This window comes from Williamsia sp. MIQD14 (assembly GCF_051025635.1).
Taxonomy (GTDB): domain Bacteria; phylum Actinomycetota; class Actinomycetes; order Mycobacteriales; family Mycobacteriaceae; genus Williamsia_A.
On sequence record NZ_JBPFDG010000001.1, the window covers coordinates 1,580,580 to 1,593,304 of the forward strand.

10 protein-coding genes are annotated in these 12,725 nt (G+C 70.2%); all 10 read right to left on the reverse strand.

Annotation, left to right across the window (positions count from 1 at the left end):
* Window positions 1–29 precede the first annotated feature (29 nt).
* Window positions 30–833, reverse strand: a complete 804-nt coding sequence (locus ACQ7HM_RS07075; protein WP_434215493.1) for a hypothetical protein — start codon at window positions 831–833, stop codon at window positions 30–32.
* A gap of 60 nt (window positions 834–893) precedes the next feature.
* Window positions 894–2,063, reverse strand: coding sequence for an acyl-CoA dehydrogenase family protein (locus ACQ7HM_RS07080; RefSeq protein ID WP_434215652.1), 1,170 nt, complete (start codon window positions 2,061–2,063; stop codon window positions 894–896).
* Window positions 2,064–2,065: 2 nt separating this feature from the next.
* Window positions 2,066–4,144, reverse strand: coding sequence for an acetyl/propionyl/methylcrotonyl-CoA carboxylase subunit alpha (locus tag ACQ7HM_RS07085; protein WP_434215494.1), 2,079 nt, complete (start codon window positions 4,142–4,144; stop codon window positions 2,066–2,068).
* Between the two features lie 5 nt (window positions 4,145–4,149).
* On the reverse strand, window positions 4,150–5,775 hold the full coding sequence (locus ACQ7HM_RS07090; RefSeq protein ID WP_434215495.1) for a carboxyl transferase domain-containing protein: 1,626 nt from the start codon (window positions 5,773–5,775) through the stop codon (window positions 4,150–4,152).
* Window positions 5,776–5,876: 101 nt separating this feature from the next.
* Entirely contained in the window at window positions 5,877–6,389 is a 513-nt protein-coding gene (locus tag ACQ7HM_RS07095) for a DUF6764 family protein (protein WP_434215496.1), read from the reverse strand.
* 188 nt (window positions 6,390–6,577) lie between these two features.
* Entirely contained in the window at window positions 6,578–7,147 is a 570-nt protein-coding gene (locus tag ACQ7HM_RS07100; protein WP_434215497.1) for an RNA polymerase sigma factor, read from the reverse strand.
* 3 nt (window positions 7,148–7,150) lie between these two features.
* A complete protein-coding gene (locus ACQ7HM_RS07105; RefSeq protein ID WP_434215498.1) occupies window positions 7,151–7,558 on the reverse strand; it encodes a hypothetical protein in 408 nt (135 codons plus the stop codon).
* Complete coding sequence (locus ACQ7HM_RS07110) at window positions 7,555–9,369, reverse strand: Hsp70 family protein (RefSeq protein WP_434215499.1); 1,815 nt, start codon at window positions 9,367–9,369, stop codon at window positions 7,555–7,557. Before ACQ7HM_RS07110 ends, ACQ7HM_RS07105 begins: the two co-directional genes overlap by 4 nt.
* A 59-nt stretch (window positions 9,370–9,428) precedes the next feature.
* Window positions 9,429–10,874 carry a dynamin family protein gene (locus ACQ7HM_RS07115; RefSeq protein WP_434215500.1) on the reverse strand — a complete coding sequence of 482 codons (1,446 nt, stop codon included), beginning with the start codon at window positions 10,872–10,874 and terminating at the stop codon, window positions 9,429–9,431.
* Window positions 10,871–12,685: a dynamin family protein gene (locus ACQ7HM_RS07120; protein ID WP_434215501.1), complete on the reverse strand. Its 1,815-nt coding sequence runs from the start codon at window positions 12,683–12,685 to the stop codon at window positions 10,871–10,873. The genes ACQ7HM_RS07115 and ACQ7HM_RS07120 overlap by 4 nt, the downstream gene beginning before the upstream one ends.
* Window positions 12,686–12,725 lie beyond the last annotated feature (40 nt).

Here is a 12,725-nt window from a genome sequence, read left to right on the forward strand (position 1 = left end):
GCGTTCTCCGCCAGCGGTAGAACCTGCACTCAGGTCGGGTCGCCCTGTCGATCGCAGGGAACGGGATGTCCGTCGTCGATGAGCGAGAGGGTCACGCGCATCTGACCGGGTTGGAGGCTCCCCGACCAGTCGTCGTACGGGTGGTCGAGGAAGGCGACGACGAGCAGTGCCGAGGTGACCAGCGCCGAGACGAAGGCGATGGGCACGGCCTGGATCACCGCGCTCTCGCGTCGATCGGCCTGGACACACATGTACGCGAGGATCGCGCTCGCCCCGATACCGAGAACGATCCACAGGGGTACGGGTACCGAGGGTGCTGCCTCCGCGGCGCGGGCGCGCCGACCGTCGCGACGCTCGGCCTGCTGGTCGAACCACTGGCTGTACGCCGCCTCCTGGCGGGCGTTCGTCGGGTTCGTCGCCGCGAAGTCACGTCCCATCGCGTCGACCCAGTGCTGCACCGTCGCCGACGACTCGCCGCGACGCATCGCAGGCCACTCGTCGGAGACGACGGCCCGGGAGTAGCAGATCAGGTCGCCGTGGAGGCGGGTCCCGTCGTGCCCTTCGAGCACGTCGGCGACGGTGTGCAGTTCGGTGACCGCGATGGCCTCCATGCTGCCGCCGTCACGCGCCTTCTGGTAGTTCTGCAGCGCGTAGAAGATGGTGAACGCCAACAGGACCGCGAACATCGTGCCGATCACGGTCAGGGCGCCCGCCGCCCGCGTGCTGTCGATGAACCAGCCCGGGTCAGGTGCGCGCCGACGCGCCAGCAACTTGATGACGACCACGGCCGTCACCACCACCAGCAGGACCCCGACCGCCAACCAGTTCAGCACCCGATGAGTGTGCCGGACGCGCACGGGAGTGGTGCGACATCGGCCCGAGCGCCGGGTCTCCTACAGCCCGAGGCTGCGGGCGATGAGCATGAGCTGCACCTCGGTGGTGCCCTCGCCGATCTCGAGGATCTTGCTGTCGCGGTAGTGCCGCGCGACGGTGTACTCGTTCATGTATCCGTAGCCACCGTGTACCTGTGTGCCGTCGCGCGAGTTGTCCATGGCCGCCTCCGAGGCGATCATCTTCGCGATCGACGCCTGGGTCTTGAACGGCTTGCCCGCCAGCATCAACGCCGCAGCGTCGTAGTAGGCAGTGCGCGCGGCGTAGGCGCGGGCCTCCATGCGGGCGATGGTGAACGCGATGGACTGGTTGTCGCCGATGGGTCGCCCGAAGGCCGACCGTTCCTTCGCGTACCTCACGCACTCGTCGACACAACCCTGCGCGACGCCGACCGCCAGCGCGGCGATCGCGATCCGGCCCTCGTCGAGGATGCGGAGGAAGTTGGCGTAGCCCCGACCCTGCTCGCCCAGCAGGTTCGAGCGCGGGACACGCACGTCGTCGAAGGTGAGCGGATGGGTGTCCGACGCGTTCCATCCGACCTTGTCGTAGGACGGGCCGGCGGCGAAACCGGTCGACGACGTGGGGACGATGATCGACGAGATCTGCTTGTGCCCGTTCGCATCGGCTCCGGTCACCGCGGCCACGGTGACGAGCTCGGTGATGTCGGTGCCGGAGTTGGTGATGAACTGCTTGGAGCCGTTGATGACCCATTCGTCACCGTCGAGGACGGCGGTGGTCTTGGTGGCGCCGGCGTCGCTGCCGCCGCCCGCCTCGGTGAGCCCGAAGGCACCCAGCGCGCGTCCGCTGGTCAGCCGCGGCAACCACTCCTGCTTCTGGTCCTCGCTGCCGAAGCTGTAGATGGGCATGGCGCCCAACGACACCCCGGCCTCGAGGGTGATCGCGACACTCTGGTCGACCTTGCCCAACTCCTCGAGCGCGAGGCACAGCGCGAAGTAGTCACCGCCCATGCCGCCGTACTCCTCGGGGAACGGGAGCCCGAAGAGACCCATCTCCGCCATCCCCGCGACGACCTCGTACGGGAACGACTTCTCCGCATCGTGTTTCGCCGACACCGGCGCCACCACCGACCGGGCGAAATCGGCCACCGAGGCCTTGAGGTCGCGGTAGTCCTCCGGCAGGTTCGCCGTCGAGATCGCTTCCGAACTGGTCATGGTCATGCGGTTTCCTCTGGTTTCGTAGCCGGGGATGTCTCGGTGGCGTCTGCGGTCTCGGTGTCTGGGGTCTCGGCGTCGGTGGGGATCACGCGGGCGAGGAGCTGACCGACGCCCACCTGGTCACCGACCGCGGCCGACAGTTCGACGCGACCGTCGACCGAAGCGCTCAGTGCGTGCTCCATCTTCATGGCCTCCACGATGACAACGACCGTCCCCGCGGTCACCGCGTCACCGTCGGCGACGCCGACCGCGATCACCGATCCGGGCATGGGGGAGCGAAGGTCCGCGTCGGTCGCCGCATCGGCCCCGCCGCGTGCGGCGCCCGCAGGGATCGTCGACACCAGCCAGGTGCCCCCGGCGCGGTGGACCCAGATGTCGTTGCCGCTCCGAGCAACTCGGTAGCGTCGCCGTGTCCCGTCAGTGGTGACCACGACGTCGGCGCCCGACAGGGTCGCCGACACACCCAGCGGTGCGGTCACCACGGCGTCACCGGGGTCGAGCGACACACGCGTGGCGTCCGGTGTCCCCGTCACCGACACCACGCGGACGTCGGAGCCGGCCTGCAGGCGGAAGACGGTCGGTGCATCGGGTCGTGAGGCTCGCCAGCCGCCGGGTCGTGACCAGGGGTCGGATCCGGCGTCGCGCCAGCTCGCCGCCCACCCGGAGACCGCGGCGGCGATGACCGCGTCGTCGGGGATCGTGGGGGGTTCGACGGTCTCGACGAGGCGGTCGAGGAAACCGGTGTCGAGGCGCCCGGCGCGGACGTCGTCCTCGGCGAGAACGGTGCGCAGGAAGTCGATGTTGGTGCCGACGCCGAGGACGCCGGTCGTGGCGAGTGCGGTGTCGAGTCGGGCCAGCGCGGTGCCGCGGTCGGGGCCGCGGGCGATCACCTTCGACAGCATCGGGTCGTAGTGACTGCTGATCACGGTGCCGGTGACGAGGCCGGAATCGACCCGGATGCCGGTGCCCTGCGGCTCGACGAGGTCGATGACCGTGCCGCCGGTCGGGATGAAGCCCCGGGCGGGGTCCTCGGCGTAGACGCGGGCCTCCACAGCGTGTCCGATCATCGTCACGTCGTCCTGGGCGATCGTGAGCGTCTCGCCGCGCGCGACGCGGATCTGCCACTCCACCAGATCGATCCCGGTGACGAGTTCGGTCACCGGGTGCTCGACCTGCAGGCGGGTGTTCATCTCCATGAAGAAGAACTCGTCGGGCCGGTCGGCGGAGACGATGAACTCGACCGTGCCCGCGCCGCGGTAGCCGACGCTGCGCGCGGTGTCGCACGCCGCCGCCCCGATGCGTGCGCGGGTCGCCTCGTCGAGCAGCGGCGAGGGCGCCTCCTCGATCACCTTCTGGTGTCGACGCTGCAGGCTGCACTCCCGCTCGCCGAGGTGGATGACGCCGCCGTGCGCGTCGGCGAGCACCTGTACCTCGATGTGCCTCGGCGACAACACGAATCGCTCGAGGAACAGGGTGTCGTCGCCGAAGGACGACGCGGCCTCGCGGCGTGCACCGGCGAGGGCGGCGGACAGCGCCGACGGTTCGGTCACGACACGCATGCCCTTGCCGCCGCCACCGGCGGACGGCTTGACGAGCACCGGATACCCGATGTCCTGCGCCGCCGCGACGAGGTCGTCGTCGGTGAGACCGGGACGCGCGATGCCGGGTACGACGGGGACGTCGTGCGCGGACACGGTGTTCTTGGCGGTGATCTTGTCGCTCATCACCGTCATGGCCTCGGGCGTGGGGCCGATGAAGACGATGCCGGCCGCCTCGCATGCGGCGGCGAAAGCACTGTTCTCCGAGAGGAATCCGTATCCTGGGTGGATCGCGTCGGCACCGGTGGCGATCGCCGCGGCGATGACCCTGTCGATGTCGAGGTAGCTCTCCCGGGCGGGTGCGGGGCCGATGCCCACCGCGTCGTCGGCGACGGTCACGTGCAGTGCGTCGGCGTCAGCGTCGCTGAACACCGCGATGGACCGGATGCCCATGTCGCGCAGGGTCCGCATCACGCGCACGGCGATCTCGCCGCGATTGGCGACGAGCACCGACGAGATCTCGATCGTGTTGTCCGTCATCGATGTCACATCCGGAAGACGCCGTAGGAGACCGGCTCCAGGGGTGCGTTCGCGCACGCACCGAGGGCCAGTCCGAGGATGCTGCGGGTGTCGGCGGGATCGATGATGCCGTCGTCCCACAGCCGGGCGGTGGAGTAGTAGGGGTTGCCCTGGTGCTCGTACTGCTCGCGGATGGGCGCCTTGAACGCCTCGACGTCCTCCTCCGACCAGGGCTTGCCCGCGGCGTCGGCCTGGTCGCCGCGCACCGTCGACAACACCGCTGCCGCCTGCTCACCGCCCATCACCGAGATGCGCGCGTTCGGCCACATCCACAGGAAGCGCGGCGAATACGCTCGCCCGCACATCGAGTAGTTGCCGGCGCCGTAGGACCCGCCGATCACCACGGTGAGCTTCGGGACGCGGGCGCAGGCGACGGCGGTGACCATCTTCGCGCCGTGTTTGGCGATGCCGCCCGCCTCGTAGTCGCGACCCACCATGAATCCCGAGATGTTCTGCAGGAACAACAGGGGGATGCTGCGTTTGTCGCACAGTTCGATGAAGTGGGCGCCCTTCATCGCCGACTCGCCGAACAGCACGCCGTTGTTCGCGACGATGCCCACCGGGTGACCCTCGATGTGGGCGAAGCCGGTGACCAGGGTGGTGCCGTAACCGGCCTTGAACTCGTCGAACTCACCTGTCGTGGAGTCGGTTCCGTCGGCGGTGTCACCGACGTCGACGAGCCGCGAGATCACCTCGCGCACGTCGTACGGTGTGCGCAGATCGGTGGGGACGACGTCGTACAGCTCGGTCTGGTCGACTGCGGCAGGACGGGGTTCGCGCACCGGCCACGGGGTGTCGGTGCGTGGGCCGAGGGTCGAGACGATGCGCCGCACCCGGTGTAGCGCGTCGGTGTCGTCGTCGGCGAGGTGATCGGTCACGCCCGACACCGTCGAGTGCAGGACTCCTCCGCCGAGTTCCTCGGCGGTGACGACCTCGCCGGTCGCCGCCTTCACCAGCGGCGGGCCCCCCAGGAAGATGGTGCCCTGATCGCGGACGATCACGCACTCGTCGCTCATCGCCGGGACGTACGCGCCACCGGCGGTGCACGACCCGAGCACGGCCGCGATCTGCGCGATCCCGCGGGCACTCATGGTGGCCTGGTTGAAGAAGATGCGACCGAAGTGTTCGCGGTCGGGGAACACCTCGTCCTGTTTTGGCAGGAAGGCGCCGCCGGAGTCGACGAGGTAGATGCACGGGAGGTTGTTGTGCAGGGCCACCTCCTGCGCACGGAGGTGCTTCTTCACGCTCATCGGGTAGTAGGTGCCGCCCTTGACCGTGGCGTCGTTGGCCACCACGACACATTCGCGTCCCGAGACCCGGCCGATGCCGGTGATGACGCCCGCGCCCGGGCATTCGTCGCGCCCGCCGGCGTCGAGATACATGCCCGTCCCGGCCAGCGCCGACAACTCGAGAAAGGGGCTGCCGGGGTCGAGGAGGGTGTCGACGCGATCGCGCGGGAGCAGCTTGCCGCGTGCGATGTGGCGTTCACGCGACGAGGCCGACCCGCCGAGCGCTGCGGTGGACACGCGCTCGGACAGGTCGGCCACGAGGCTCTCGTGATCGGCCCGGTTACGCGCTCGATCGAACACCATCAGCACACACTCCGGAGGCAACTGGGTTAATGACGACTAACTCAGTTCGGAGCGTACGGGTCGGCCGAGGTGGTGTCCAGTGCGAACGGGTGTCGCCGAGGTCAGCGGTTGCCGAGCGGGATCTCGCCGTTGCCGAAGTTGATGCAGCCCGAGAACGTCTGGAAGTCGCCGGCGAACCCGATCCCGCCGGTGCAGGTCGCACCGGTGCGGCCGTTCACCGTGACGGTCGCGCCGGGTCCCGCGATACCGATCGAGAGGCCGGGCTTGATGCCGGTGAGATCGGCGACGGCGCCGCGTCCGCTGGCGATGGCGGCCGCGGCGTTGAGGTTCTGCGCCTGCGAGGTGGCCTTCCCGCCTCCGAGGCCGATACCCAGCGACAGCCCGTTGCGGCCACCGTTCGCACTGGCCGCGCCCGGGGTGTCGCCGATGGCGGCCGAGGTGCCGGTACCGGTCGATGTCGCCGTGCAGTCGGGGGTGGTCGCGGTCTGACCGGGCAGTGCCGGGCAGGCCAGCGGCGCTGCGGCGGCGGGAGCGGCGCCGAGGGCGATGCCGGCGCCGGCGAGCAGGGTGAAGGCTCCGAGAGCGCTGAAGCGGCGGATGGCGGTGGTCGACATGGTGTCTCCTTCGGTGGCGGTCCCACCGATGGTCACCGTCCCCGGAAACGTGTACGGCGCGTCATGGTGTCGATCGGGTCACGAGGCGAACACGGAGCGGTGTCGACCCGGGGAGGTCTGCTCACAGGGCCGGCCGCCACGTGCGGCGACGTCGCCTCGCAGCGGTCGCCGACACCGGTGGGGCCGCGTCAGTCGGCGACGAGGTCGTAGCCGCGCAAGGTCGTGGCGAGGTGGCTGCGTGCGCGGTTGAGTCGCGATTTCACCGTCTGTACGCCCACGCCGGTGTGCTCGGCGATGTCGGCATAACTCAGATCACCGAACTCCCTGAGCACGATCGCGGTGCGGAAGTCCTCGGGCAGCTCGGCGAGAGCCGAGCGCAGCTGATCCCGCTCGGCGACGTGGTCGTCGAAACGCGACGCGGTGTCGTCGGTGAGGACCACGGGCTGATCGGTGTCGGTGAAATCGACGGTGTCGGTGCGGGGTTTGCGTCGACGAACCACGGCAAGTGCGCAATTCGCCGTGACACGATGCAGCCAGGTGGTGAACTTGGCCTCACCACGGAATCGGTCGAGGTGTTGCCACGTCGAGATCAGCGTCTCCTGGAAGGCGTCCTCGGCGTCGTGGTTGTTGCCGGTGACGTTGAGGCACACCGCCCACACCCGGTTGCGGTGCAACGACATGAGTTCGCCGAACGCCTGCTGGTCGCCGCCGCGTGCGCGCAACAGCAGCTCGGCCTCGGCCGCTCCGGATTCGGTCACGGTCTACACGTGCCAGTCGGTGCCGTGCGGCCCGGGGTCGTGGCCTCCGGGGTCGTGCGCGCCACCGTCGTGCCCTGTTCCGTCGTGCCCACCCATGTCGTGATCGGTGTCGAGGTGGATGTGATCGGCGTCGTGGGCTGCGGGATCGTGGAGTCCGGTGTCGTGGTCGGGTACCTCGTGATGGACGGTGTGATCCGTGACATGGGCGTCGTCGGTGTCGGGAACGGTGCCGTGGTCGTCCATGATCGGTACGTTCGACGTGTCGACGGCGGGGGTGTCGGGGTCCAGTGCCACCGACAGGGCGGTCGTCCAGAGATGCTCGGGCACCGCATAATCGGTGTCCGCGTCGAGTCCCAGTGCGGTCAGCACCGAATGGTCCTCCCCCACATCGCGTCCGAGATCATCGGTCATGAGATCAACTCCGATCGGGTCAGGAAGGTCTTCGCCTCGTTCGTGCCGACCACCCCCGAGACGAAGGCCCGGATGTACGAACCCGAGTTGGCGTAGGTGATGTCGGCGGTACCGCCGGGTGACTGGTCGACGCCGGCGGCCGCGGTGCGCGCGGTGTTCTCGACCACCGTGGTGGTGCCACCGGAGTCGCCACGCCGGATGCGGACCACGTCGGTCCGCGCCTGCGTCCGGTCGGCGGAGACGGTGATACGGGCGCCGGGGGTCAGCAGTCCGGTCACCAGTCCGCTGTCGGTCGAGATGGCGCAGGTGATCTGAGGGATCCCCGACGGGCCGTCGTTGGCCTGTTCGCACCCGGTCAGGGCACTCGCCAGCTTCTGCGGTAGCCGCGCCACGATCCCCTCCGGTGTGGTCTCGCGCAGTCCGGTCATGGCCACCGACCCCGTCGACTCGGCGGAGGGATTCGGTGCGGGGTCGTCGGAGCCACCCGAGGTGAGGACCACGACGGCCGCCACCACGGCGGCGACCACCACCACCGACGCGGCACCGGCCAGCAGGGCACGTCGGCCGCGACGGGGGGAGCTCCCGCCCGCCGTCTCGGTGCGGCCCGGTGTCGGCGTCGGTCCGGTGCGCGCGGTGTCGGCGGCGATCGCTGCGGTGGGGCCGGTGGGAACCGCCTTCCACTGCGACATGAGGTCGGCGGCGTCGGGGAGCACGGCCTGCCGGGGCCGGTCGGAGATCACCGCGGCCAGAGCGCCCTGCGCCACCACGGTTTTGGGATCGTCGAGGGTCGCCACGGGACCCAGGGTCTGCAGCGTGCGCTGCACGAGCGGGATACGTGAGGTGCCGCCGGTGAGATAGAGCGCGGTCAGCTGGTCACGCGACCGGATGCCGGCGTCGTGGAGCACCGCGCGCGTGAGCGCCGCGGCCGCGTCCAGAGGGGCGGCGATGAGCTCGTCGAACTCGTCGCGGGTGATCTGCAGTGTCTCGTGGAATCCGCCCCCGGCGGCGGTGATGGTGGCCGACGGCGCCTCGGACAGCAGTTCTTTCGCGCGACGGATCGACTCGTCGAGCTGGTGTCGGACGCCGGCCGGCGCCGTGCGCCGCAGATAATGCGCGAGGTCGGGGTTGCGGGCCTCGAGCTGGTGGTCGACCCAGCGCCGGATCAGCGCGTCGAAGTTCTTGCCGCCCAACCCGTTGTCGCCCCGCGCGGCGATCACCGAGAACCCGCCGTCGGTGTCGCGGATGAGGACCGCGACATCGAGGGTGCCGCCGCCGAAGTCGAAGACCGCGATCGTGGCGCCCACCGCGAGATCGGTACCGCGCGCGTAATGCGCTGCGGCGGCACGGGGCTCGGAGATTGTCGTGATGGCCGCGGGGTTCATCCCGGCCCACCCCGCTGCATCGAGCAGGACGCGGACCTGCGCCGGCGACCACGCCTCGGGATGGGTGAGCACCAGGTGCGACGGCATCCGTCCCGCATGGGCGGCGGCCGCTCGCGAGAACACGGTGCGTAACACCGCCCCGATGGGCAGAGAGGTGCCGACCAGGTGGCCGTTGACCGCGATCGAGTCCTGGCCCACGAGGCGTTTCGGTGCGGGGATGAACGCGGCCGGGTTGCGCTGGGCCTCGTTGACGGCGTGGTCGCCCACCGCGATGCGGTCGGGTGCGTCGACGAACACCCCCGACGACATCAGGTTGCCCGCGTGCGACAGCGCCAGCGACTCGATCGCGCCGCTCACCGCGGCCGAGTGCGCCGCGGCGGTGTTCGACGTGCCGAAGTCGACGCTGAGGATCCACTCCGCCGGTGCCATGGAGGGATCATCCCCGACCGGTCGTCCCTGCGTCATCCCGCCGCCTGCTCGCGGTGCGGTCACGGCGCCCACCGCCCGGTCGAGGCCAGCGCGGAGTACGCCCGCACCACGTCGACGACCGCGGCGTCCTCGGCGGCGGTCGCGGTCGACAGGGCGTGCGCCTGCGTGCCGGCGAGCCGGACGCGCGCCTGCTCACGCACCTCGTCGAGCGTCGCATCGAGGGGGAGGCCCACGCACTGGGCGCCGGTACGCCCCGTCAACAGCGTGCGCAGGTCCTCGGCGATCGCGGCGAACGGGTCGGCGGCCAACAGCCGTTGCAGATCGGCGAGCAGCGCGACCCGCAACATCGCCGGGTCGCTGCGGACGCCGTAGGCGATCGCGCGGATGTGGTCTCGCGCCGGGTGGCTGTAGGCGAGCGCGTCGATGCGGTCGAGTACGCGTCGGGCGCGGTTCAACGATGCGAACTCGCCGAGTGACGTCCGCAGAACCTGTTGCAGGAGCGCGATCCCCGAGTGCGCCACGAGCCACTCGTTGAGAGCGGCCGCGCCGCGCGCGGCCACCGTGCGGCCGTTGATCACCCCGTATTCACCGAGCAGGTCGAGCAGTCGGTCGCGGGTCGCGGCGGCGATGGCGCCCGGCGCGTCGGACTCGAGGTGGTCGACGAGATCGAGTGGTCCCCACGACGCCAGTGACGCGAGCGCGCGCGCGTCGGCCTCCACCAGCGCGCCGGTGTGGCTGGTCTGCGCCATCAGGCCGGAGATCGGTACCACCGTCGAGACGGTGTCGGCCAGCGCTCGCGCCAGCGTGCGTGCATGGTCGGCGGCGTGTTCGAGCGGGTCGCGCCGACCCAGCGCGCCCTCACCGAACCCGTCGGCTCGCGACAGCACTCCGAGGGTGTTCAGCGGCGACAGCGGCAGTTGGCGCAGGAACGCCAGTTCGTCGGCGCGGGGCGCGGAGTCGAACAGGAACACCGCGGCGTCGGCGTCGACCGACGCGGTCCGGGTCTGCTCGAACCCGTCAATGAGGACTCTGCGCGTCGCGGTCTCGTTGCCCGCGGTCAGTGTCGCGAGTCCGGGGGTGTCGATGAACGTGAGATCGCGGATCGCCGCCGACGGCAGCCATCGATGCAGGTAGGCGATCTGCTCGTCGGGCAGTGGGAGGGTCGCGGGAGCGGCCGCCGTTCCACTGTCGAGTGCCACGGGGTGTCGCGCGCCGTCGAGCGCCACCACCTCGGCGCGCGAGGGTGCGCCGTCGGAGTAGACGGTGACCACGCGCGTCGCCTCGAGGGCCGCGGTCTCCGCGACGGGCGCACCGATGAGCGCGTTGACGAGCGTGGACTTGCCGGCCTTGAGGCGTCCGACGACGACCAGGCGCGGCGGCGCCCACAACGTCGCGCCGATCTGGTTGGCGTGGGCGACGAGGTCACCACCGAGGGCGGCGAGGGCACGGAGTCCGTTGTCGAGCACGACGTGGACCGGGTCCGGGTAGGGCAAGGGCGTGTTCACGGCGTCACCGGGACGGACACGCGGGCGAGCATCGCCTCGGTCTCGGCCAGTCGTTTGGCGATGACCGAGCGATTGGTGTCGAGGCGGGCGAGGTCCTTCTCGCGCCGTGAGGCGTCGGAGGTGGCGGCGTCGCGTGCGACACCGATCTGTCGTTGGAGGTCGTCGATCGCGGTGCGCAGGTGTTCGCGATACCGGATCACGATCTCGGGCCGGGCCTGGGCGATGGCGAGTTCGAGCAGTCGGGCGGTGACGGTCTTGGTGGTGGCCAACGTCTCCCGCAGCCACGACAGCAGGTTCGTCTTGCCGGTGCGCATGGCGCGGAAGCCGAGATTGACCCCCACCCAGACGGTTCCGACGACCGCGCCCACGCCGAGTGCGGTCGACAGTCCGATCACCCCGCCGATCATCGACGAGCCCATGATGCCCATGTTGAGCAACGTCGGATCGAACAGACCGTGCCGGCGGCTGCCGACCGGCTGGGCCTCGATGCGCGGCCCCTGCAGGGATTCGACGATGCGGCCGCAGATCTGCTCCCACACCACGTCGGAGTCGAACCGGGGGGCGACGATCGTCGAGTAGAGCTGTTCGAGGAACTGCGACACGGTGACCGCGAGGGCCCGCTCGAGTTCGTCCTGCATGTCGGCGGTGAACTTCTGGGGGCTGCGTCGCAACACCTCCATGCCGCTCTTGTTGATGCGGGTGGTCCAGCGGGCCCGGATCTCGTCGAGGCGCCGATCGCTGTCGTCGATGGCCTGCTGGCGCAGCTGGGTGAGATCCCGTGCGAGGTACTGCTCCCACTCGCGGCTGCGGTCCTTGAGCGCCTCGAGGGCGTCGAGCTGCGCGGTGAGGTCGGGCAGGGTGGTCCCGCGGCCGGCGACCGCGGCGTGTTCGGCGTCGACGCGCCGCCGGACGGCGAGCAACCCTTCCCGCGTGGTGCGCAACGCATCCGCGGCGGGGAGGCCCTGCGCCGCATCGAGACGTCGGGTGATCTCGGCGCGCAGATCGGTGATACCGCTGGTCATCTCGGCACGATCGCGATCGGATCCGGGCGGCAGATCGGCGGCGAGCACCGCCCGCAGGCTCGACACGCCGATCACCGGGATGTCGCGTTGCAGGTGAGTGGTGAGCAGGCGACGGTTGTCAGCCACGATGGCCTTCCAGCGCCGAATGTTCTTGTCGGTCTTGGTCACGGCCACCACGAGGGCGTCGACCGAGGCGCCGGCCTCGCGGATGAAGTCCATCTCCGGCGCGGTCAACGGACTCGACGCGTCACACACGATCACCACCACGCACGCCTGCTGAGCGCTCTGGACCGCGAGTGCGGCCATGGCCGGGTCGAGACCGCCGACGCCGGGGGTGTCGACGATGGTGACCCCGGGCATCGCGGTCTCGGTGACCGGGATGCTCGCGCGGGTGGGAAGCGACTCGACATGCGGATCACGCACCTGACGCCCCCCGACCGTCACCCAGTCGGGCAGCGCGGTCAGCGGGATCTGCTCCGAGCGGTCCGGGAACAGCAGCGTCGCGGTGCCGTCGAGCGGCGGATCGTCGGTGGGGGCGACACCGATCGCGACCGTGGTCGTGACATCGACACCCACCGGGGACAGATCGCGTCGGCCCACCAGCGCGTTGACCAGCGAACTCTTGCCGCGCTTGACCTCCCCGACGACCACCACCGTGCGGGCCTGGCCGTCACGCGCGGCCTTGCGGGCCGCGAGGTCGGCGACGTCGTCCATCTTGTAGGCGCGCAGCACGGTGGCCGCGGCGGCGAGCACCGAGTCGGTCTGGGCACGCAGGTCAGAGGGCGTCACCTGCGTCGATCGTGCATCTGTATCGCTCATGACCACGTTT